This window comes from Bradyrhizobium sp. HKCCYLRH2047 (genome assembly GCF_051168175.1).
Lineage (GTDB): Bacteria > Pseudomonadota > Alphaproteobacteria > Rhizobiales > Xanthobacteraceae > Bradyrhizobium.
This window is the reverse complement of record NZ_JBNPUM010000004.1, coordinates 146,709-168,124: the sequence shown is the minus strand read 5'-3', so window position 1 is coordinate 168,124 and position 21,416 is coordinate 146,709. Positions and strand designations below refer to the sequence as shown.

Sequence of the window (21,416 nt, the reverse complement as noted above, 5' to 3'; positions counted from 1 at the left end):
GATGCGGTGCCATCTGCCCGCGCGGCGCGATCGTTCGCACGGCCCGCTCACTGGAGCTGTGCGACCAGGGCCTCGGCGCCCTTGTCGATTCCGGCCTCGGCGGCCGCGAGCGCACCAACGCTGGCTTTGATGTCGTAGGGCGAGGGATATTGCTTGCTGACGAAGGCGCTGAGCAGTCGCCCGCTCGCGGCATCGAAAATCTCCGCCGCATAGAACACCGAGCCGGTCAGTAGTCCTTCTCCGTCGCGTGCACTCTGCACGCCGTTGTAGACGGCTCCGGCGAGATCGAAGCGGGAGGCGACGCCGAGCACCGGCGTGTTGGCGACGGCGCCGGTCAGGGTCAGCCGCAGGCGCAGAGTATTCGGCCCACGCTGATGGACGATCTGGAAGCGTGTCGAGAGACTTTCCAGGAAACGCTGCTGCATGTAGGCGGCAAGCGCAGCTTTGTCCCGATCGGACATGTCGCCGAACTGGTGATCCGCGCCGCGATAGATCACGACCGGATCGACCGTCACCTTGTCATAGCTGCGCCAGTCGGCGGCAGCCGCGTAGCGGTAAGGCACCCGGCCCGAGGGATCGGATGTGTTGGGCGCCAGATAGCGCGCCGACGCCACTCCGGTATAGGCCACCGGCGTCACCGTGTTGCACCCCGCGCAGAGGCCTGCGGCGGCGATCGCAGCGAAGCCGGACATCCGAAATCGACTCCTCATCCCCTTCTCCACGACTGCGGCGCCGCTGCCAGCGCCTCACACAATCATCTTTATAAACCGACTAGACGGTTTGTAAATAGCAAATCGAATGAGAAGGAATGCGCGGTCGACAGGGACTTCCGGCGGCATCGAGCGCCATCGGACGCAAGCCAGCCCGACTTCGCTCAGATCGAACCGTCCAAGGCTGGAGATGGCGCCGAGCTCGAGGGTGTCACCGCTCCCCGGTCGTCCCGGCCTGCCGGAATGCAGTCCATTGCTGGTCGTCGAGCAGGCGGGCAAACAGACGGTCCAGGTCCGGCTGCTCCAGCGGCGAGACGCGCAGCATCGTCATCAAGGCAAGCCCACGTGCCGCCGCCCATCGCAGAACCGCGAGATCGGCGTCATCGGCCTCGCCGCGGATCTCGGCTACTCTCTCGGCATCCTTGGCACGGGCATCGGCCAGCAATCCCGGCTCCTGGGCGAGCGCCCCGAGCATGGCCTGCGCCACCGAATATTGCTGTGCGATCAGCTCCCGCGAGATCGCGATCTGCGTCGCGAGCTCGGGCTGATCAGCCGCTTTGCCGGCTTCAGCCCTGTACCTGCTGGCGAATTCGTCGAAATGCAGGAATTGCTGTTCCAGCAGAGCCTTGAGCACCGCTTCCTTGTTGGGAAACTGGTGCATCAGGCCGCCCTTGCTCAGCCCGCTCTCGCGGGCGATGGCGTCGAGCGTCAGCCGCCCCGGACCATCGCGGGCGATGATGGTGAGGGCGGCGGTGAGCGCGGCCTTGCGCGACCGCTCGGAGCGTGAAGGGTTGTCCATCGAAGACTGCGAAGTGCCCGGACGGTGCACGAAGGTTGCGAGCAGATGATCCCCGAAGTCCGGGGCGGCTCGGTCATAGGGGCGAGCCGCCCTCCTCTGTCAAGAAGAGCTCCGGAAAAACCCGCCGCTTAGGAACCATTTGTACGCGACTGGATTTCCGGTATCGCCTTTCGCGGGTGGGGACGAAACGGGTTCAGACTGTGGCAATATTGTTGTCACATCTCACCTAGAACTCCTGCTTATCCCCAGAAGTCACTGGTCTTCAACTTGATTTCGTCAGCCGCTTTTGTTGCAATTGAGGCATCGGGGGACAAGCGTCATGACGTGGAAGGAAGAGCGTGATGCGCTGATCGCGCAGACCATGGCCTTCGTGCAGTCGGTCACCGGCAAGCCCGCCGACTTCGCCCAGTTCGAGCTGCCGACCGTTCCGGTCGGCACCCCCATCACACCGCAGCAGACCGTGGCCGGTCGCCCGACGCATGCCGCTGTCGAGCACGTGATGGCCAACACCGTCGAAACCGAGACACGTCGCGGCGGCAACGTGCAAGTTGAGATCCCCGATGCTGTGGGGGAGCCTGCAAGGCCGAGAGCGCCCGACGCCGTCGCGTCCGAGGCTTCGTTCGCCACCGCGAGCCCGGTCCCTGCGGAGCGTTTCACAAGCATCGCCTCGCAGCTCGATCTCCAGCGCGACATGCAGGCGGAGATTCGCGCCCGCGTCGCGCGCTTCCGGGCCCATCAGGAGCGCTTCAATCGGGAGCGTCAGGAATATTTCAGCGCGACACTCGCGCGCCTGAAAGCATCGGCCGGACGGAGCGCCCTCCCTGAGGACTAAAGGCGACCGCGCCAAGGATCTCCGATGGCCGAGGGTACACAAACGTATCCGCAATCGACACGCCGGCTCACAGCCAGGCGCACAGCAGCGCCACATTGGCGACGAAGGCGAGCAGCAACCCAAAGGCGAGCGTCAGCTGGATCCGCCCGCAGAAGACGTGGAGATCGGTTCCCATGGGTTTAACCATCTGGCGATTCTAGCCCCGGAGTCCCACGGATTCTTTTTTCAAAAATTTAGGACTCGTTTACGACTCGGCCGCCCGAAAAGGCCCCTTTCCTGCCTCAGGCGCGCCAGTGTCTCGCTGCACGTGCCGTTCATTCTCGGTTCATCCTTCGCTTCTCCGGAGCTGTTTGGAATGCCCTACGCGCTGTTTTGCAACGACGCCAAGTTGAGCAAGGCCTATCCGACCGAGGGAGACGTCTGGAGGCTGGCGCGGCAGAGTGGGCTGGTGGTGGACGTGATGATCAATGCGCGATCGACCGCGCATCTGCAGCTCGACAATGATTACGAGATCCGGCCCTGCGCCGCCGAGCCCGAGGAAGATCCCTGGCAGAACCGTGCCGAAGCCGAGCAGGAGTTCAACATCCCGTTCGCATCCTGAGCGGCTGCGGCGGAAGCGCGCCTTGGATGATACCATAGGCTCTGTGCACGGCTGATCCCGGAGCCTCGGCGTGCCCAGACCGAAGCCGCCGGCAGAAGACATTCACGCATTCATGCCCGTCCGCTCCCGCGGACGACTTGCCTTGATCAAGGATTTTTCGACAGACGGACCCGCGATCAGCGGGCAGCCGGAGCTGCCCGCTGGAAGGTCGCCATGAAGCCCGTTCTCAGGGCGTCGCCGTCGCCAGCGATACCGTTTCGGCCGGAAGGGCGACACAGGCGCGCTTGCGGCTGACGCCGCGGATCGCGCCGGTCACCTTCAGCACCTTGCCCGACGGGCAGGACGCGGTTTGCACCAGCGCCACCTCGTAGGGGGCCAGCATCAACGGTTCGGACTTCAGAACGGTCTGGGCGGAGCACGGCAAAACAGCCGCCGACAACAACAGCACGGACACCAAGATACGCATGTGGGATGATCCATCAAACCGGCGGACTGATAATATCAACTGATGGCGAAAGTTTCACGAAGGTTTGAAAATTTTTTCGCACCGCGTGAGCGTCCTCGAAACCATCGCCGGCCACCCGCCGGACAGCAACACGCCCGCACCAGACGGCGCGGGCGTGTTGGAATTGAGGCGCGATACGCTCGCCCCGGAAGCCGTCGGCCAGGGGCTCGCGACCTCGCTTAGTACTTGCTGGCGGCCGGCCCGCCCCAGCCGAAGCGGTAGTTCACGCCGACCTTGACCGTATGCTCGTCGCTGTTGAAGCGGCTGCCCACGACCGGAGTCGGTCCGCCCGTGAAGGTCGTATTGCCGAAATTGTAGTACTGGTATTCGGCCTTGGCCGACCAGTTCGGCGCGAACATGTATTCGAGGCCGGCGCCGACGGTGTAGCCGTCCTTGGTATTGCCGGACGTGGTGAAGGCCGTCGGCACGCCGGCGACGCTCACCCCGAGATTGTTGCCGTCCCGCCAGGCGTAACCGCCCTTGGCGTAGAGCAACGCCGGTCCCCAGGTGTAGCCGAGACGGCCGGTGACCGAGCCGAGCTGGTTGGCGCCGGTCGAGGTCACGACCGTCGCCCCCGGGAAGCCGAAATTGGTCGTGTTGCGGTCCATCCAGCTGTACTGGGCCTCGATGCCGAGCACCCAGTTCGGGGCAAACTGGTAGTCGAAGCCACCCTGCACGCCGCCGAGAAAGCGCCCGTTGTTGCCTTCCAGGCTGTTGTTGCCCGCGAAGGCGCCGCCGAGGTGACCACCGAGATAGAAGCCGGTCCAGTTGTAGATCGCCTGAGGGGGCGTGTAGACCGGCGCCTTGGTGTAGGTGCGCGGAGGCATGTCGGCGGCGAAAGCCGGGGCAGCCAAGGTGGTCAAGGCCACTGCACTGATCAAAAACCGCTTCATGGGACGTCCCCGTTATTCGTTTGCGACATCTATCGAACATCATGGCCGCATTTGGGTTGCCCGGTGGCGGTGACGCAGCTGTGATTGCTGCTGCGGTGTCACCAGAGGGCAACAAAGGCCTTTTGTTCCATAGGCTTCCCGAATATTTCGTGAAGCTGACGCCTCGCCCGACATTTGGTCGCCGCAAGGCGACAAAGCGTTCGGCCCGTCCCTGATTTGTGATCGGACGAACCGCTTGGCAAGGCGCTGCGACGACGTGGCAGGCCGTCGAAAACGCCGCGGCCTAACGCGTGAGGCCGGCCAGCTCCGGGAATGGCGTGTAGGTCGACCCGGCACAGAGCTCGCCGGCATCCTCGACCAGGCGGTCGAACCGGCCGTCGACGAACACCGCCGCCCGCTCCTGCGCCGGACGGTAGCTGCCGTCGGACTCGCGCGCCGCATAGCGGAGACAGCTCACATAACGCAGCCGGCCACCGACCGTCCGTTGCACCGGCTCCGCCATGACGCCGTCGCGCACCCCGACCGGATTGTTCAGGTAGGTCCTCAGATAGGACAGGATCTCGCTGCGGTGGTTGGTCGGAAACGGCTGGCTGCCGACGCCACGATCACCGGTATAGGCGATGCCGCGATTGTCCTCGCTCATGAACGCGGCCGGACCGCCGCTCGCGCAGCCGGCCAACAGCAGCGCCAGCGCTGTCGCCGGCCACCAGCTCGATCTCCCCATCCCCACGGCGCCCAACTCTTGCAATCCAATCCCGCGGTCGTTCTAGCTCAAAGCCGACACCCGGGAAATCCGTCCCGGCTCACGCCTTCGTCAGGCCGCGACCGCCGGAGCGCTCTGGCGCTCCGGCGGTCGACGATCAGATCTGGCTTGGCCAGGCCGTGGCCGGATCAGCCGCGGCGGGTCGCCGGCGTCACGCGCTTGAGGCTCACCTTGTTGTGATGGCTGAGATGCGCGACGTGGCGATGCTTGTGGCGGACAAGCGAGGCATGCGGCTTGGTCTTCGTCTTGCCGACGGTGGGCTTCATCTCGTTGGCCTTGTCGCCGGCCTGCATCGCGCCCGGCTTGGTGGCGTCGGTCTTGGCCGCATCGGTCTTGCTCACATCGGTCTTCGCGGTGCCAGTGGTCTGGCTGGACTTCGCGGACGTATCGGTTTTTGCAGGACCAGCGGCGAACGCGGGCGCAGCCAGGATCGACGCTGCGAGCAGCGCAACAGACATTGACTTCAGCATGGTCATCTCCGTGATGTGAAGATCTGGAGGCACCATCCAGTCCGGATAGGCTCGTGATCATGGAGACGACGATAGGGAACCGGCACTGAACCCACCCTGAAGTAAAGCGGTGTTTTCAGTTCATGGACATGAAGGGATAGTCATCGAGGTGACTGGTCTGTCATCATGTCGTCCGTATAATGCACCGATCGCGGCGCAAAATCCGCGCAAATGGCCGGGAATATTTCGCAGCTGCGGGAGTTCTTCTCCGTACGCAGTCACCTGTTGGATCGACAACTCGGGAGATACGAATGAAAAAGTCTGCGATCAGGATTGCCACGCTGGCTCTGTTCTCGATGGCCGTGGCCTCCGGGCCGCTGCTTCTGTCGAAGGCCTATGCCGCGGGCAGCGATACCCCGTCTGCGCCGCCGGCGTCGGATTCGGGCAAGAAGAAGAAGGACAAGAGCTCGAGCATCGAAGATCCGAAGTTCCTGGCGGCCTATCGCACGGCCTACACCTCGATCTATGATCGCGGCGACTACACCACCGCGATCCAGCAGCTCAAGGCGCTGAACCGCGAGGACGTCGCCGACGTCGCCAACCTGATCGGCTACTCCTACCGCAAGCTCGGCAACTACCAGGCCTCCAAGCAGTACTACGAGCAGGCCCTGGCGGATGATCCGAACCACGTGCGCACCTGGCAGTATTACGGCCTGTGGCAGCTCGAACAGGGCAACCGCGAGCAGGCCAAGTACCACCTCGACAAGGTCGCACAGCTCGCCGGCACCAACAGCCCCGAATATCGTTCGCTGGCCGACGCGCTGGAGAAACAGCCGGGCACCGGCCTCGTCTACTGACGGCGCGATCGGAGCAGCTCCGATCTCGACAGTGGCGCAACCCGAAAGGGTTGCGCCATTTTCGTTTGTCCCATGTCCCTCGTCCGCTATGGATAGGATGTCTCGCAGTTCATTTTCATCACGTCTTTTGGACAGGAGATTGCCTCGTGGAGCCCTGGCTTGGCGCAGCACTCGATTACATCAAGGATTGGCTGGCCTTTCAGGTCGCGGTCTCCGAGCAGCCCGGCTGCATCCTTGCGATCGCCCATCGCGGTGAGATCGTCCTGGAGGCGGCCTACGGCCACGCCAATCTCGACAGCGGCGAGAAGCTGACGCCGCGGCACCGCTTCCGCATCGCCTCGCACACCAAGGCGTTCACCGCCGCAGCCCTCATGCGCCTGCGCGAGCAGAAGCGGTTGAAGCTCGACGACACCGTCGGACAATACGTCAAGGATCTGCATCCGGACGTCGCCGCGGCCACGCTGAACCAGCTGCTGTCGCACACGGCGGGCCTGATCCGCGACGGCAAGGATTCCGGCCAGTTCACCGACGGCCGCTCCTATCTCGACAAGGATGAGCTGCTGGCCGAGCTGAAGCTGCCGCCGGCGATCGATCCCAACAGCCGCTTCAAATATTCCAACCACGGCTACGGCCTGCTCGGCCTGGTCATCGAGGCGATCACCGGCGAGCCCTACCCGACCTGGCTGCAGCGCGAGATCATGACGCCGCTGGCCTTGCGTGAAAGCGCGCCGGACATGACGCTGCTTGGCAAGGGCATCCCGTTCGCGCGCGGCCATTCGCGCACCGTCCCCGTGGGCCGCCGTGTGGTGATTCCCGGCGACAATCCGACCAACGCCATCATGGCCGCAGCCGGCGTGGTTGCGACGGCAGCCGACACCGCCCGCTTCTTCGCCCAGCTCGCCCCGAACGCGAAGAAGAGCCTGCTGTCGGTCGCGAGCCGGCGCGAGATGATCCGGCGGCAATGGCGCGTGCCCCAAGACGTCGAAGAGGCCTATTACGGCCTGGCGCTCATGAGCGGGACGACCGCCGGCTTCGACTGGTTCGGCCATGGCGGCGGCTTTCAGGGCTACATCTCACGCACCTCGGTCATTCCCGCGCGCGACATCACGATCACTGTGCTGACCAATGCCGTCGACGGCTGGGCGCCCGGCTGGGCCAATGGCGTCAAGTTCATCCTGCAGGCCTTCGCCACCCATGGCGCACCGTCGCGCAGGACGCGCGATTGGACCGGCCGCTGGTGGACGCTGTGGGGCGCCGTCGATCTCGTCCCGTTCGGCGAGAGGGTCATGGTCGCCAATCCGGTGTTCATCAACCCGTTCCTCGATGCCGCCCGCATCGAGGTGACCGGACGCGATACCGGGCGCATCGTGCACGCGGCCGGCTATGCCAGCCATGGCGAGGCGGTCAGGCGAGTCCGCACCAAGTCCGGCGTCAGCGAGATCTGGCTCGCGGGCGCACGGGTGCGGCCCGAACGCGTGGTGAAGGCCGAGATGGAGCGGAAATATCCGAAAGGGCGCCGGAAGAAGGACGCGTAGGCGCAAACATGGTGCGTAGCCCGGGTGAGCGCAGCGATACGCGGGTTCTCGCACCCAGCTCGTGTGAACCCGGATATTGCTGCGCTCATCCGGGCTACTTGCTTGGCCTACTTCATCAGCGCCTCGGCCTCGCCGCGGAAGGCTTTGCGCGCGTCGTCGCGGGAATAGAACATGTGCCCGCCGGGATAGACCACGAGCTTGACCCGCGGCGGCCGCGCGAAGGCGGGCAGCTGGTCGAGCAGGATCTTCGAGCCGTAATACGGCGTGGCGAGATCGAACAGGCCGTGGCCGACCAGCAGCTTGAGCTTGGGATCGAGCGCGAGGATCTGCCGGAGCTCGGCGGTGGACTCCGGCGGGCTGGTGCCGCGGCCGAAATCCCATGACCGGTTCACGGCTCCGCTCAGCAGCTCATAGGAGCCCTCGGGGCGCCAGTTCAGCTTGCGCGTCGTCAGCTCGACCGCCGCACTGGTCAGCGGCGCAGTGAGTACGTCACCCGATGGATCGGAGCTGCGCGACCGACTCGAATCCGGATAGGGATCGATGCCGAGCACCGAGCCGTCATAGCGGCCGGTGATGCGGCCGTTCTTGCGGTCGAACTCGCGGCGAAACTCCGAGACGTCGAAGCGCCCGGCCAGCCTGCGGCTGACCGCCTGGTCGATGCCGGTCAGGCTCGCGACCTTGTCGGCGAGCCGATTGGTTGCTTCCACATCGGCCTCGCCCTTGACGAGGTCGAGCAGGAACTCGCCGCTGGCGTAACGCTCGACGTCGGCAAGATCGGCGCGGGTCACCGGCCCCTTCAACTGCTTGGCGACGGCGGCATAGCTCGGCAGGCTCGCGACATATTGCATCAGGCTCGAGCCGGAATAGTCGCGAAAATCCATCAGCGGCGACAGCAGGATCAGGCCGCTGATGCCGATGCCCTGGTCATGCTGCAGGTTGTTGACGATCTTCGGACCGCGAATGCCGCCATAGCTCTCAGCCGTGATGAACTTGGGCGATGCGAGACGGTCGTGCTTCTCCAGCCAGCGACGCACCACGAGCGACAGCGAACGCACGTCGCCATCGACCGAGAAGAACCGTTTGCGCACCTCGTCGCCGGTCGCGACGAAACGGCTGTAGCCGGTCCCGACGGGATCGATGAACACGAGATCGGTAAAGTCGAGCCAGGTGTCTGCATTCGGCATCAGCTCCGGCTTCGACGAGGGCGTCACGCTGGCCGCATCGATACCGATCCGCCACGGACCGGCATTGCCGAGCTGCAGATAGGCGGATGAGGCGCCAGGGCCGCCGTTGAAGAAGAAGGTCACCGGGCGGCTGGCGCGATCGGCGCCATCGAGCTGATAGGAGGTGTAGGCGATGTCGGCCTGCGGCTCGCTCTTGTCGTCGAACAGGCGGATCGAACCGGCAGTCGCCGTGAACGACAGCGTGCGGCCGGGCAGTTCGAGCTTCTGCGTCGTGGTGGAGTCCGGCGGCAGCTTGTGCTGCTCGGCGGTCGATGCTGAGCCGGGCGGGCTCGCGGCGCGATTTCCAGCCGAGCCGGTGCGATGTGACCCCGGCGCCGCGGCGTCCTGCGCCGCCGGTGGCGCGTCCTCGGCGTGCAAGGCCGGCCCGGCGAGCACTGCCGTCAAGGCCAACGCCATCAGTCCCGGCCACGCGACGGACGATCTCAAACCTGCCATCAGCTCACTCCCTCGACCAGGCGATTGGCGTAACTCGCCATTTCTGCAAGCGCATGAACCGCGGCTTGGGAGCAAGCTCAAGCAACTCTTCCGTGATCCAGGTCACATCAGCACCCGTGCCTGGTCCCCTCAGGTGTGTTATGGGCTCGAACCTCTCCAGCGCTTCCGACGTCCCATCACCGGGACACCCAGGTTTGGGACAAGAGGCGCGCCGCCGATCGCGATCACGGAGTTCATCATGAAGTTGCCGACGCTCATCATCGCAGCCCTCACCGGGCTCGCCGGACCGGTCGTGATTGGACCGCCGGCGGCCTGGGCCGGCCCGCCGGCGGCGCTGGTCGAGGACGTCCAGGGGGATGTGGCCGGCGCCGAGCTGATGGACTATGTCGCGCCCGGCCAGGTGATCAAGCTTGGCCCGGATGGCGCCGTGGTGATGAGCTACCTCAAATCGTGCCGGCGCGAGACGGTCAACGGCGCCGGCAGCGTCACCGTCGGCCCCGGCGAAAGCACGGTCGACGGCGCGACGCTCAAGAGCGACATCGTCAATTGCGACGCCAGCCACGCACAGGCCACTTCGCGCGAGACCAGCGAGGTCGCGGCCACGATCGTGCGCAGCGTCGGGCCGGACAGCGCACCGGTGGCCCAGGCGATCATCTACAGCGCGTCGCCCATCTTCGAGGCCAAGGGCCGCGGCACGCTGGTCGTCGAGCGCCTCGACCAGCCCGGCGAGCGCCAGCAGGTCGAGCTCTCGGGCCGGCAATACAAGGGACGATTCTACGATTTCGCCGGCACCAGCCACCCGCTCACGCCCGGCGGGACCTATGTTGCGAGCTTCAGCAACGCGCGGATCGTGTTCAAGGTCGACGCACAGGCCAAGGCGGGACCTGGACCCGCGGTCGGGCGATTGATCCGGTTCAACTGAGACCGAAGGCTTTTATCGGTGGCGATCGGACGCCGGACGCGCGACGCCATTGCCGTCATCGCCATCGCGCTGGCGTGCGCGGGCCTGTTCGTGTCGCCAGTCTTCGAGCGCGGCCGTGGCCTGTCGCTGGATGCGCTGACATGGCTGCGCTTCGAGACCTTCGGCAACCGTCACGATGCGGCGGCGAGTCCGGCGGTGGTGATCGCGGTCGACGAGGAGAGCTACCAGGCGCCCCCCTTCAAGGGTGCGCCGCTGTTGACATGGACCGGCGAGATCGGCCGCGTGATGACGGCGGTGCTCGATGGCGGCGCCAAGGTGGTCGGCTTCGACATCGTGTTCCAGACATCGATCGAGCAGTCGGAGATTCCGCTCGGCGACAGCACCCTCGGCGAGAAGACGCGCGGCTTCGATCGCGACTTCCTGCGCGCGCTCGCTGCCGCGGCCGCCGGCGGCAAGGTGGTGCTGGGCGAGATCTTTGCCGAGCCGCCGATCCTGCCCGCGCCCGGCCAGCGCATCGCGGTGCGCCAGCAGCAGAATCTTCGTCCGCTCAACACCTATACTGACAGCGACGATGTCGTCCGCCGCCATCCGCTAACGCTGTCGGTCGACGGCAAGGCCGTCCCGAGCATGGCGCTGGAACTGGCGGGGCGCGCAACCGGCACCGCGCCGCTCATTGCCGCTGACGGCGTCACACTCGGTGCGTACAAGGTGCCCGGCAGCGTGCCGAGCACCATGACCCTGAATTTTGCCGGCGGCGCCCAGGACATTCCGACCTACTCGTTCGCCGACTTGCGCGCCTGCGCGCTGAAAGGCGACAAGGACTATTTCCGCCGCGAGTTCGCCGGCAAGGTCGTCCTGCTCGGCACCGTCGGGATCGAGGATCGGCGGCTCACCTCGAAGCGCTTCGCAACCCGTGCCGAGGGCGCGCGGCGGCCGCGCTGCGTGCTGGACGAGCGCAGGATCGCCGAGACGTTCGCCCGCAGCACCATTGCCGGCGTCTACATCCACGCCACGGCGGTGAACAATCTGGTGCGGCAGGACGCGGCAACCGAACTCGGACGCCCTGCGATCTACGCCATCGCCGCAACCATCGCGCTGCTTGCCGCGCTGCTCGCCCGACTGCTGCGGCCCGCCTCCGCAGCGGCCATCCTGGCCGTGGTCGCCCTGCTCTACACCGTGCTCGCAACCGCTCTCTTCGACCATGCCTACGCGCTGCCCCTGGCGGAGCCGCTCGCAGCGGGCGTGCTCGCGCTGGCAGCGACCACCGGCTATCGCTTCATGGTCACCGACAAGGACCGCAGGCTGCTGCAGAAGAGCTTTGCCTATTACCTCGCACCGCACGAGATCGACCGCATGCTCGCTTCGCGCCGGCTGCCGCAACTCGGCGGCGAGACCCGCGAGGTCACCGTGTTCTTCTCCGACATCGAGGGCTTCTCGCGCCTCGCCGAGCAGATGACGCCGGAGCAGCTCATGGCCCTCACCAACGAATATCTCTCGGCCATGACCGACGTCATCGAAAGCCACGACGGCTATGTCGACAAATACATCGGCGACTCCGTGGTCGCCGTGTTCGGCGCTCCGCTCGACGATCCCGATCATGCGCGCAGCGCGGCGCGCGCGGCGCTCGACTGCAAGGCGAAGCTCGCCGAGCTCAACAATACGTCGACGGCGTTCCAGGGCATCAAGGTGGCACAGCGCATCGGCATCAACAGCGGCGCCGCGCTGGTCGGCAATTTCGGCTCGCAGCGCCGCTTCAACTATTCCGTGATGAGCGACGCCGTGAACGTCGCCTCGCGGCTCGAGGGCGCCAACAAGTTCTATGGCACCACGATCATCGCCTCCGAGAGCACGGTCGCGCTCGCCGGCACCGAGTTCGCCTGGCGCGAGCTCGACACCATCCGGGTCAAGGGTCGCGAGCAGTCGCTGAAGATCTACGAGCTGCATGGCCGCGCAGCCGAGCTCAGGCCGGAGGAACAGGTCCTCCTGACCGGCTATGCCACAGGCCTCGCGCATTGGCGCGCCCGCGAGCTGCCGCAAGCGGCCGACTGCTTCGCGCGGGGCGCACCGAGCGATCCTCCGAGCCGCTTCTTCGCCGAGCGGGCGAAAGCAACCCTGGGGACCGGCTCCTCGTCCTGGGATCCCGTGCGGAGCCTGCAGGAAAAATGACGCCCCGATGACTTCCGCGCGTGCGCGTATGTCCTGGCCACATCAGCCTCACCGCGGCCCCATTGCCCCAGGATACCGGCCGCGATGGACAAGCACGGGCAAGGTCGGCTAGACGACACGGCGCCTGTTACCGGCCAACCGACCAGCGAGCCCTGCGACGCATGACCACGTCCAAGCGATATGAGCGGATCGCCTTCGTTGCGAGTCCGAGTGCCGAGGCCCAGGCCGCGCTGACGCAGCTCTCCGCGCTCTATGGCAACTCCGATCCGGACCTGGCGGACGTCGTGGTCGCGCTCGGCGGCGACGGCCTGATGCTGCAGACGCTGCACGACCACATGCGCTCGGGAAAGCCGATCTACGGCATGCATCGCGGCACGGTCGGCTTCCTGATGAACGAATTCAGCACGATCGATCTGCATGGACGGCTCGAAGCGGCACAGGAATCGGTGATCCATCCGCTGCTGATGCGAGCGACCGACGCCGCTGGCGTCGTTCACATCCACCACGCCATCAACGAGGTCTACCTGTTCCGCCAGACGGCACAGACCGCGCGGCTGCGCATCCTGATCGATGAGCGCGAGCGCATGCCGGAGCTGATCGCCGACGGCGTGCTCGTCGCGACGCCCGCGGGCTCCACCGCCTATAATCTCTCCGTGCAGGGCCCGATCCTGCCGATCAACGCCGCGCTGCTGGCGCTGACGCCGATCAGCGCGTTCCGGCCGCGGCGCTGGCGCGGCGCCCTGCTGCCGAACACCGCCTATGTGATCATCGAGGTGCTCGAAGGCGACAAGCGGCCGGTCGCGGCGGTGGCCGACCATGACGAGGTCCGCAACGTCCAGCGGGTCGAGGTGCTTTCCGACAAGACGATCTCGATGCGGATGCTGTTCGACGCCGGCCACAGCCTGGAAGAGCGGATCCTGAGCGAGCAGTTCGGCTACTGACATCTCGGTTGTCCGCGCCTTTTTGCGCCTCAGCCGCCCCGCGCAACGCTTTGTTAACCCGCGGCTCCGTATGGTTAATGCGCGTTGACCACCTTCACCGGTGATCCCTCCGGGCCGGCCCAAATGTATCGCATCGACTTCAACAAGCTGCGCTTTCTCGTCTGCGACGACAACCCGCACATGCGCCGCATCCTGCGCACATTGCTGCATTCGTTCGGCGCCCGCGAGGTCAACGAGGCCGAGGACGGCGCGACCGCTCTCGAGATGTACACTCATTTCTCGCCTGATATCGTCATCACCGACTGGGCAATGCCGATCTTCGACGGCCTCGAGCTCGCGCAGATGATCCGGCAGCCGGAAGCCAAGGGCAATCCCTACGCGCCGATCATCATGCTGACAGGGCATTCGGAGAAGCGCCGGGTCACCGTCGCGCGCGACGCCGGCGTGACGGAATTCCTCGCCAAGCCGATCTCGGCCAAAGGCCTGTATCAGCGCATCCTCAACGTGGTCGCCAATCCGCGCCCCTTCATCAAGACAAAGACCTATTTCGGCCCGGACCGGCGCCGCAACACCAACACGGCCTATATCGGGCCCGAGCGCCGGATCGGCGGCGAGGCGGAGATTTTCCAGCAGCCGTCACTTCTGGATAAAGCGCGCTCCGCAGTTTAGGGGCGCGGCAGTGAGCCGGCGTTAACGCAATCCGGGGATCGGCGCCCAGCGCTCCAAGCTCCTCGGATATGAATCGGGGCGATGCGTCGAAGTGCGCTGGTCGGCATCATCAGGGGATATCGAGATGGCAAAAGACAAGACCCCGGCGATCCAAGTCAAGACCTACGCCTCGCATCACGTCATCACCCAGCCCAATCCGCTGAAGAAGGTGCTGCGTCGCGCCGAAGAGAAGGATCTCGACGATCCGATCGCGCGTGCCGAAGCCGCGCTCGAAGGGCTGTCCGGCGAGTTCAAGTCGTGGATGGACACCGAGGCCGATCGCCTGACGAAAGCCTATGCAGCAGTCCTCAAGACCGGCTTCGACGACGATGCCTGCGAGGAGATGTTCCGCGCGGCACACGACATCAAGGGCGACGCCGCGACCTTCGGCTATCCCGCCGCCGCCGAGGTTGCCGACAGCCTTTGCCGGATCATCGAGCACGCGCCGGATCTCGAAAAGGTCCCGGCCGAGCTGTTCGAGCATCACGTCAACGCGATCCAGGCGATCGTGCATGATCATACGAAGTATGACAGCGCGACGGTCGCAGGCGAACTGAGCCGCCGGCTGCGCCGCGTGGCGGACGACTATCTGATCCAGGTCAACCGCAACCGGCCGGAGCATCTCGAAGCGATCCTGGCGCCGAGCCTCGTGCCGAGCGATCAGCCGTAATCGGATGGCGATCACGTAGGATGGGCAAAGCGCCGCCGCAAAGCGGCGGTCGCGTGCCCATCATGGATCGGCAGTCTTTGCAGCAAGTCGGTGGGCACGACGCCCCCGCGCGCTCGAACGTGGCAATATCTGCGACGCGCCTTTGCCTACCCTACGGCAGCGCACACGGTTCACGCCGCGATCAGTCCGAACTCCAGCCCGGCGACGAAATCCTCGGCCATCACCTCGTCGCAGAACTCACGGGCCTCGTCGCGCGCGGATTCGGTGGCGAAGCGGCGCAGCAGGATCAAGAGCGGCGCCGCCGCGTCGCGGTCGGTGGCGCAATGGGTGAGCACGCGCTCCACCATCTTGCGGCGCAGGATCGCTGCCCCGCTCAAGGTGTCGGCAAAGCCGTTCTCACGGCAGACCTCGAGCGCGATGCTGAAGGCGTCGAAGGTGGTGTCGGGAATGCCCGCCTTGCGCAGCAGCCCCTGCAGGCTGGCGCGGCCGCGATCGTTGAGCAGCGCCGCCACCCGCGCCCGTGGCATGTCGGCGAGCTCCGACAGCGCGATCTCGAACAATTCGACATTGCCGGAGAGCAGCGCGCGCAGGATCAGACCCGCGGTGAGTTGCGAGGTTGCGCGCAGATGCTGGACCAGCCCGCGCAGCTCCTCGCCGCGCGAGCGCGCCGCGATGGTGATGGTCGAGCGGTCGCGCGCCTCATTGGTGATGCGCCCTGCCCTGTCGGCGCTGAGCCAGTTCCTGGCGACCACGAACTGCGCCAGTGTCTCTGAGAGCTTGTCGACCAGCGCCGCGCGCGTCGCGGCCGGCAGATCGTCCAGCACCAGCATCGCTTCGCGGATGGCGGCGAGATGGCCGTGACGCTCGACGATGCGGTCCCAGGAAAACGGCGCCAGCTCGGCATAAGCATTCTCGATCAGCTCGAGCGCTGCAGCGGCGCTGCCGACCTCGGCGATCGCTGCGCACACCGGCGCCGGCAGGCCGACGCGGCGCGCGATCGCGCATTGGGTTTCGGAGTTACCAGTCGCGACGATGTCGACGAGGTCGGCATCGATCAGCAGCGGCGAATATTCGAGGATGATGGCGGCGACAGAAGCCTGGTCGGTGGCGAGCGCCTGGACGATGGCGGCCGGCGCCTCCTCCGAGCGGGCGAACACCTCCGCCATCGCCTGCCGCACCAGCGGCGACGGATCGTCCAACAGCATAAGGAGCGCGCCCTCCGCGGCGCCGCGATCCTCGTCGCAGAGATCCGACAACAACCACGCCCGCGCGAGCGCCCTGGTGGCCTCTGCCCGCTCACCGGCGGGTGCGGTTCTGACCCAACTGAGAAACTGCCGAACGATCATGGTCTTTCCGGCTTACGCAACTTGCAGACAAAGGCCACGAGGGCCTCAACAGCACCGAAAATAAACCACGACGCTTAACAAAGCGTTCACCATAAGTGGCTGGTTTTGTTGATGTTTTGTTAAGGCGACAGGTTGTTTCTATACTATGATACCACTCAACGCCTCATTTGGCCGTAATCCGACGGGGGAAATGCGGCCGCCGCCGACGGTGCGAGCCGCGGCGGGACGTCAAAAATAGTTCTTTTTGATCAATGGTTCAGCGACGCGTGCGACCGCCTGCGCCGGCGCATCAGCCCGAGAAGGTGCCGTGCGGATCGCTGAACAGGTCGAGCCTGCGCTGACCATTGCCGCTGGCATCGTTGCTGCCGCCCTCCGGCGGGGTCGCACTGGCAACCGATGAATGGCCCCACAACTCGCGCACGGTTGGCGAGACCGCCTGGCTCGACTGGCCGTCGACCTGGAATAGCGAACGAAACATCGGATCCGCCGGACGGTTGACGGCCGATGCGTCGGCCGTCGTCGAGGCGCCGGCCCGGGATGAGCCGCGCGCATCCGGAAACATCGACAGGAAGGTTGCGGTGTCGGTCGTCGGTAGCGCGCCGCCGCCGGCCGCATTGGCCGCGACATTCGTCCCACCGTAGAGCGCAAGCGCGCCCCGGGTGGCCGAGGAATTGGCGGCGCCGGCATAGCGCGTGTTCAGGACTGCATAGACCTGGGACACGCTGCGGGCTTGTCCGTCGCGATCGTAGAAGATCGGCCGGTTGGCCGCGGCGGCACCGGGAAACATCTGCGTAGCCGATGCGTTCGGCGTCTCCCGGGCGCTGGTGATCAGCTTCGCGGCGCCGCCGACGCCCATGAAATGCGCCATGTAGAGCTCGGCATCGGTCGGCCGGCGGCCGATCTTGCCGGTGAGCTGGAAGCTGTTCGATTGCGTGAGCGCAGCGGCCATGGCGGACGACGCCTGCGGGTCGTCGCGCAGCTTCATGATCGCCTGCCGCATGGCGGGATCGCTGACCGTATAGTCGCCCGACGATGTCCGGGTGATCGCGTCGGCATATTGGCCGTAGCCGAGATCGGCGCCGGCTTCCTTCACCGTGCCCAGCCAGGTCTGGTCGATGAACTGGTAGAGCCCGCGCGCTGACGACGTCGAGGCGCCGGCGGTCGGATTGAAGTCGGACTCCATCTTGGCGGTCGACAGCAGATATTCGAAGCTGGTGCCGACGCTGTCGGCGGCCTGCTTGATCGCGCCGGCGACCTTCGCCCGGACGCCATCGAGGAAACCGGTGGACGAGGAGTTGGATGCGTCGACCGACATGGGAAGACCCGCTGTTTGCAGATTCGCTGGCAGACGAACGCGCCGGAAACGTCCGGCAAAATGCGGCGGGTATGGTTAATGGCGGGTTAATTCGCTGGGCCCGGCCGGGCCAATGAACCACAGGACAGACCCGGAGGAAGGTCGCTGGCCTACTTGCGATAGACCTCGGCCGGATCGAACAGCCGGTCGGCCTCGACAAACACCAGTCGCGCGCCCTCGCCCTCAGCCCGCTCCACCTTGCGATAGAAGCAGGAGTGGCGGCCGGTGTGACAGGCCGCGCCGGTCTGCTCGACGCGCAGCCAGACCGCGTCCTGGTCGCAATCGGTGCGCATCTCGACCACGCGCTGGGTCTGGCCCGAGCTCTCACCCTTGCGCCACAACGCATTGCGCGAGCGGCTGAAATACCAGGCTTCGCCGGTTGCCACCGTCTTGCGCAGCGCCTCCTCGTTCATGTGGGCGACCATCAGCACGTCGCCGCTCACGGCGTCCGTCGTCACGCACGTGACGAGGCCGGCCGCGTCGAACTTGGGCAGGAAGGCCAAGCCCTCCTCGCGCTCGACTGAGGATGAGGACACGAAACTCTCGCTAAGATGTTGCTGGTCTTACCGTTGCGGCGAGCGCACCATCGACAGGAAGCGCCCCTGCTCGGCCGGATTGTCCCTGAACATGCCGGTGAAGCGGCTGGTGAAGGTGATGGCGCCGTGCTTGGCGACGCCGCGCACCGACATGCAGGTGTGCTCGGCCTCGATCATGACAGCGACGCCGCGCGGCTTCAGCACCTCGTCGATCGCAGCCGCGATCTGGGCGGTCAGATGCTCCTGGGTCTGCAGGCGGCGGGCGAAGATGTCGGTCAGGCGCGCCAGCTTGGACAGGCCGACGACACGCTCGACCGGCGTATAGGCGATATGCGCGCGGCCGTAGAAGGGCATCATGTGATGCTCGCATTGCGACGTGAACTCGATGTCGCGAATCAGGACGAAGTCGTCGTAGCCGGCGGTCTCGCCAAAGGTACGGTCGAGCACCTCGGCCGGGCACTGGTGATAGCCCTGGTACAGCTCGTCATAGGCCTCGACGACCCGGCGCGGCGTATCGACCAGCCCTTCGCGGGTCGGATCCTCGCCGATATAGTTCAGGAGCGTGTAAACCGCGGCCTCGGCTTCGGCGCGCGACGGCCGTGGCCGGTCCGGCCGCACGGCAGCAGCAAGAAAATCGGCAGGATCGAGCTCTGCAGCGCGGGGGTCGGTCAGCTTGGCGTCTAACGGCTTGCCCTCGGGCTTGGTGGTGCGCAGCGTCTTGATCAAAGTGTCCATCTCAACTCCGTTCGACCGGTCGGCGGTCCGACCGGAGTGTCACCGGCACAGCATCACCTTGAGGGCGTCACCTGCAGAGGCGCCACACGCAGGCTTGGCGCCTCTGGCGCCGGACGCCTGTGGATGTGGCTGGAATTCCTGCCAATCGTTTCCATATACTCGCAATATAGGGCGATGAAACCCGGCCGCCAAGGCCGCCACGCCGGTAATTCCGGGACGTCAGGCACATGCTGAACGACATCTACAACAAGCGCATCATCGAGCTGGCCGGCAACATTCCGCGGCTCGGACGGCTGGACCACCCGGACGCCACCGCCACCGCCCATTCCAAGCTCTGCGGCTCGACCGTCAAGGTCGACCTCAAGATGGATGGGCCCGTGGTGACCGACTTCGCCCACGACGTGAAAGCCTGCGCCCTCGGCCAGGCCTCCTCCTCGATCATGGCCCGCCACGTTATCGGTTCCAGCGCCGCGGAGCTGCGCGAGCTGCGGGAGACGGTCCGGAGGATGCTGAAGGAAAACGGCGCGCCGCCGGAGGGCAAATGGGCCGACATCGCCCTGCTCGAGCCCGTCCGGGATTACAAGGCCCGCCACGCCTCGACGATGCTGACCTTCGATGCCGTGGTCGATGCCATCGGCCAGATCGAGGCGAAGGCCAACGGCGCGGAGCCGGCCGCCGCCCAGGGCTGAGGCAACGCCGCTTCCCGCCCGCGCGAGCAGAATGACCGATCCGTAGCCCGCATGAGCGCGGCGACATGCGGGAGCAGTATTTCGACACGCCGATTCTTGGCGCGAGGCCCGGCTCACCCAGGCGACGTCGAGCCTATTGCTGTGGCGTCGCGGCGACGGTCGCGGGCGGCAACGCCTCGGCGGTACGCGACAGTTGCGCCTTGTCCAGCGCAACGGGGAAGCGGTCCTGCTGCTTGTCCTTGGCCTGCGGCTTCGGCGCGAGCTCGGCGACCGGTGTCGTGCCCTTCGGCGGCAGCACCTCGGCGATCAGATCCGTGGTCACAACATTGGTGAGCCGCAGTTCGGCGCGCGACAGCTCATGCAGGTCTTCCCACGGCGGCACGTTCAGCGCCAGCGACAGCAGATCGCCCGCTCCACCCATGTCGAAGGTGTATTTGGCGAGACGCCCGATGTCGCGCTCGACGATCATCAGGTCCTGCGCCGTGTAGCTCGCCGCCTTGGCGTCGTCGGCGCGGTCTCCCATCCAGATCTGGTGGACGCGGACATGGGCCGCATCCGGAACATAACGCGTGGTTCCGGCCAGCAGCAGGAACACGCACATCGACTCGCAATAGGCCTCGGGCATGACCCGCGGCCGATCACCCCCGCGGCTCGGGCGTTGGGTCATGCCGACGGTGGTGCGCATCTTCAAGCCGCGGAACCGGCGGCCCAAGGTGATCGCGTCATTGACGGAGCCGCCGCTGGAATCGAGCACCAGCGTGGTGCCAGTCAGGTCGCGATCCCTCGCGAAATCCTCGAAATCCTTCGGCGTATCGCCGGTGACGATCCCGACCGCGCTGACCCAGCCGCAATTCGGCTCGCAGGCGACCCAACCAAACCGCATCGGGAGTTTGCGCTCTTCGAGCGCGCCGCCGGCGCGCGCCGTGTTTGACATGATGGTGATCGCGCCACCGACCACCATCCCAAGCGCTGCAACACCGAGTAGCATCCAGCGCAATTCACGCGACCGCAGCAATCTCACGCGCAATCCGTCCCCCTCGTCAAGCTCGGTACGCAGTTCCTCGGTTTTCTTGCGGAAAGACCTGACAACTTGGCCTCAAATCCGTTATTAGTCTGTCACATCCTTGCCGAGAAACGTATCCGGGCAATCACCTACCGTCCAGCTGCGGCGTGCTGCGACGCCGCTGAAAACCGGCCATTGTTGCATCACATCACCACAAATGACCGAGAGCCGGGTTCCCTGCCGAGGAACCGGTCAGAAGCTCGCCCATCCATCTTGCATCGCGCTCATGAAGCACTCATGCTCTGACATCGGCTGCCATTCTGCGCACATCGGGTCGCTGCTGGCCCGACTCCCGCGGCGCGCTGCTCATGCGCTGATCTGGCTGTATCGCCACACATTGTCGCCACTGGTCGGCTACAATTGCCGGCATCTGCCGACCTGCTCGGTCTATGCCGATGAAGCCATCGAACGCTTCGGGCTCTGGGCGGGTGGGTGGATGACACTCGCTCGGCTGCTGCGCTGCCAGCCCTTTGGCACCTCGGGCATCGACAACGTCCCAACGACGGCTCCTGTGCGCGCCCGCTGGTACCTGCCGTGGCGCTACGCGCGATGGCGCGGCGTCAACGGCCCGGACTGATGTGCAGCGCAACAGACGCCTCGCCCGTCGATTGATCTGCAGCAAAAGGGCCTGGCGAAATCTGTAGTCAGGCTTATTCTTACGCC

At 65.7% G+C, this 21,416-nt stretch carries 24 protein-coding genes; 11 read left to right on the top strand and 13 right to left on the bottom strand.

Annotated features, from left to right (window positions below; translation table 11 throughout):
• Positions 1 to 47 precede the first annotated feature (47 nt).
• Both ACQR1D_RS11165 and ACQR1D_RS11160 read right to left on the bottom strand, forming a co-directional pair.
• Complete coding sequence (locus tag ACQR1D_RS11165; protein ID WP_315801028.1) at positions 48 to 710, bottom strand: DUF3313 domain-containing protein; 663 nt, start codon at positions 708 to 710, stop codon at positions 48 to 50.
• Between the two features lie 211 nt (positions 711 to 921).
• Positions 922 to 1,509, bottom strand: a complete 588-nt coding sequence (locus ACQR1D_RS11160; RefSeq protein ID WP_316177033.1) for a TetR/AcrR family transcriptional regulator — start codon at positions 1,507 to 1,509, stop codon at positions 922 to 924.
• Between the two features lie 319 nt (positions 1,510 to 1,828).
• On the opposite strand from ACQR1D_RS11160, the gene ACQR1D_RS11155 reads away from it, so the two are divergent.
• Complete coding sequence (locus ACQR1D_RS11155) at positions 1,829 to 2,341, top strand: hypothetical protein (protein WP_434894016.1); 513 nt, start codon at positions 1,829 to 1,831, stop codon at positions 2,339 to 2,341.
• A 67-nt stretch (positions 2,342 to 2,408) separates the two neighbouring features.
• On the opposite strand, the gene ACQR1D_RS11150 is transcribed toward ACQR1D_RS11155, so the two are convergent.
• A complete protein-coding gene (locus ACQR1D_RS11150) occupies positions 2,409 to 2,516 on the bottom strand; it encodes a glucose transporter (RefSeq protein WP_434894015.1) in 108 nt (35 codons plus the stop codon).
• A gap of 180 nt (positions 2,517 to 2,696) precedes the next feature.
• Between ACQR1D_RS11150 and ACQR1D_RS11145 the strand changes: the two genes are divergently transcribed.
• Positions 2,697 to 2,942, top strand: a complete 246-nt coding sequence (locus ACQR1D_RS11145; RefSeq protein WP_315714645.1) for a hypothetical protein — start codon at positions 2,697 to 2,699, stop codon at positions 2,940 to 2,942.
• A 226-nt stretch (positions 2,943 to 3,168) separates the two neighbouring features.
• Here the strand turns inward: ACQR1D_RS11145 and ACQR1D_RS11140 are convergent, their stop codons facing one another.
• The 4 genes from ACQR1D_RS11140 to ACQR1D_RS11125 form a co-directional block, all read right to left on the bottom strand.
• Positions 3,169 to 3,408, bottom strand: a complete 240-nt coding sequence (locus tag ACQR1D_RS11140; protein ID WP_315737532.1) for a DUF6719 family protein — start codon at positions 3,406 to 3,408, stop codon at positions 3,169 to 3,171.
• Between the two features lie 218 nt (positions 3,409 to 3,626).
• Entirely contained in the window at positions 3,627 to 4,340 is a 714-nt protein-coding gene (locus ACQR1D_RS11135; protein ID WP_434894014.1) for an outer membrane protein, read from the bottom strand.
• A gap of 283 nt (positions 4,341 to 4,623) precedes the next feature.
• A complete protein-coding gene (locus ACQR1D_RS11130) occupies positions 4,624 to 5,070 on the bottom strand; it encodes a hypothetical protein (RefSeq protein ID WP_434884262.1) in 447 nt (148 codons plus the stop codon).
• Positions 5,071 to 5,231: 161 nt separating this feature from the next.
• Entirely contained in the window at positions 5,232 to 5,573 is a 342-nt protein-coding gene (locus tag ACQR1D_RS11125) for a hypothetical protein (RefSeq protein ID WP_315801034.1), read from the bottom strand.
• 290 nt (positions 5,574 to 5,863) lie between these two features.
• Here ACQR1D_RS11125 and ACQR1D_RS11120 point away from each other — a divergent pair, with 290 nt between their 5' ends.
• Entirely contained in the window at positions 5,864 to 6,409 is a 546-nt protein-coding gene (locus ACQR1D_RS11120; protein ID WP_315801035.1) for a tetratricopeptide repeat protein, read from the top strand.
• Between the two features lie 146 nt (positions 6,410 to 6,555).
• Positions 6,556 to 7,944 carry a serine hydrolase domain-containing protein gene (locus ACQR1D_RS11115; protein ID WP_434838373.1) on the top strand — a complete coding sequence of 463 codons (1,389 nt, stop codon included), beginning with the start codon at positions 6,556 to 6,558 and terminating at the stop codon, positions 7,942 to 7,944.
• 107 nt (positions 7,945 to 8,051) lie between these two features.
• On the opposite strand, the gene ACQR1D_RS11110 is transcribed toward ACQR1D_RS11115, so the two are convergent.
• Positions 8,052 to 9,623 (bottom strand): S10 family peptidase, encoded by a 1,572-nt coding sequence (locus ACQR1D_RS11110; RefSeq protein WP_316216004.1) that lies wholly within the window; start codon positions 9,621 to 9,623, stop codon positions 8,052 to 8,054.
• Between the two features lie 238 nt (positions 9,624 to 9,861).
• Here ACQR1D_RS11110 and ACQR1D_RS11105 point away from each other — a divergent pair, with 238 nt between their 5' ends.
• The 5 genes from ACQR1D_RS11105 to ACQR1D_RS11085 all read left to right on the top strand — a co-directional run bounded on the left by ACQR1D_RS11105 (position 9,862) and on the right by ACQR1D_RS11085 (position 15,030).
• A complete protein-coding gene (locus ACQR1D_RS11105; protein ID WP_315801038.1) occupies positions 9,862 to 10,545 on the top strand; it encodes a hypothetical protein in 684 nt (227 codons plus the stop codon).
• 18 nt (positions 10,546 to 10,563) lie between these two features.
• Positions 10,564 to 12,711 carry a CHASE2 domain-containing protein gene (locus ACQR1D_RS11100; protein WP_434838374.1) on the top strand — a complete coding sequence of 716 codons (2,148 nt, stop codon included), beginning with the start codon at positions 10,564 to 10,566 and terminating at the stop codon, positions 12,709 to 12,711.
• A gap of 161 nt (positions 12,712 to 12,872) precedes the next feature.
• Positions 12,873 to 13,652: an NAD kinase gene (locus tag ACQR1D_RS11095; protein WP_315714654.1), complete on the top strand. Its 780-nt coding sequence runs from the start codon at positions 12,873 to 12,875 to the stop codon at positions 13,650 to 13,652.
• Between the two features lie 123 nt (positions 13,653 to 13,775).
• Positions 13,776 to 14,321, top strand: coding sequence for a response regulator (locus tag ACQR1D_RS11090; protein ID WP_172107934.1), 546 nt, complete (start codon positions 13,776 to 13,778; stop codon positions 14,319 to 14,321).
• A gap of 124 nt (positions 14,322 to 14,445) precedes the next feature.
• On the top strand, positions 14,446 to 15,030 hold the full coding sequence (locus ACQR1D_RS11085) for an Hpt domain-containing protein (RefSeq protein ID WP_315801040.1): 585 nt from the start codon (positions 14,446 to 14,448) through the stop codon (positions 15,028 to 15,030).
• Between the two features lie 170 nt (positions 15,031 to 15,200).
• Here ACQR1D_RS11085 and ACQR1D_RS11080 read toward each other — a convergent pair whose 3' ends face one another.
• The 4 genes from ACQR1D_RS11080 to folE form a co-directional block, all read right to left on the bottom strand.
• Positions 15,201 to 16,376, bottom strand: a complete 1,176-nt coding sequence (locus tag ACQR1D_RS11080; RefSeq protein ID WP_315801041.1) for a DUF2336 domain-containing protein — start codon at positions 16,374 to 16,376, stop codon at positions 15,201 to 15,203.
• Positions 16,377 to 16,665: 289 nt separating this feature from the next.
• Complete coding sequence (locus tag ACQR1D_RS11075; protein WP_315801042.1) at positions 16,666 to 17,691, bottom strand: lytic transglycosylase domain-containing protein; 1,026 nt, start codon at positions 17,689 to 17,691, stop codon at positions 16,666 to 16,668.
• Between the two features lie 149 nt (positions 17,692 to 17,840).
• Positions 17,841 to 18,266 carry a phosphoribosyl-AMP cyclohydrolase gene (hisI, locus tag ACQR1D_RS11070; protein ID WP_315801043.1) on the bottom strand — a complete coding sequence of 142 codons (426 nt, stop codon included), beginning with the start codon at positions 18,264 to 18,266 and terminating at the stop codon, positions 17,841 to 17,843.
• A gap of 27 nt (positions 18,267 to 18,293) precedes the next feature.
• Positions 18,294 to 19,001 carry a GTP cyclohydrolase I FolE gene (folE, locus tag ACQR1D_RS11065; protein WP_315801044.1) on the bottom strand — a complete coding sequence of 236 codons (708 nt, stop codon included), beginning with the start codon at positions 18,999 to 19,001 and terminating at the stop codon, positions 18,294 to 18,296.
• A 227-nt stretch (positions 19,002 to 19,228) separates the two neighbouring features.
• Between folE and ACQR1D_RS11060 the strand changes: the two genes are divergently transcribed.
• Complete coding sequence (locus tag ACQR1D_RS11060) at positions 19,229 to 19,690, top strand: iron-sulfur cluster assembly scaffold protein (protein ID WP_315801045.1); 462 nt, start codon at positions 19,229 to 19,231, stop codon at positions 19,688 to 19,690.
• A 133-nt stretch (positions 19,691 to 19,823) separates the two neighbouring features.
• Here ACQR1D_RS11060 and ACQR1D_RS11055 read toward each other — a convergent pair whose 3' ends face one another.
• Positions 19,824 to 20,717, bottom strand: coding sequence for a hypothetical protein (locus ACQR1D_RS11055; RefSeq protein WP_315801046.1), 894 nt, complete (start codon positions 20,715 to 20,717; stop codon positions 19,824 to 19,826).
• 262 nt (positions 20,718 to 20,979) lie between these two features.
• Here ACQR1D_RS11055 and yidD point away from each other — a divergent pair, with 262 nt between their 5' ends.
• Complete coding sequence (gene yidD, locus ACQR1D_RS11050; RefSeq protein WP_315801047.1) at positions 20,980 to 21,330, top strand: membrane protein insertion efficiency factor YidD; 351 nt, start codon at positions 20,980 to 20,982, stop codon at positions 21,328 to 21,330.
• The last annotated feature ends 86 nt before the right edge of the window (positions 21,331 to 21,416 follow it).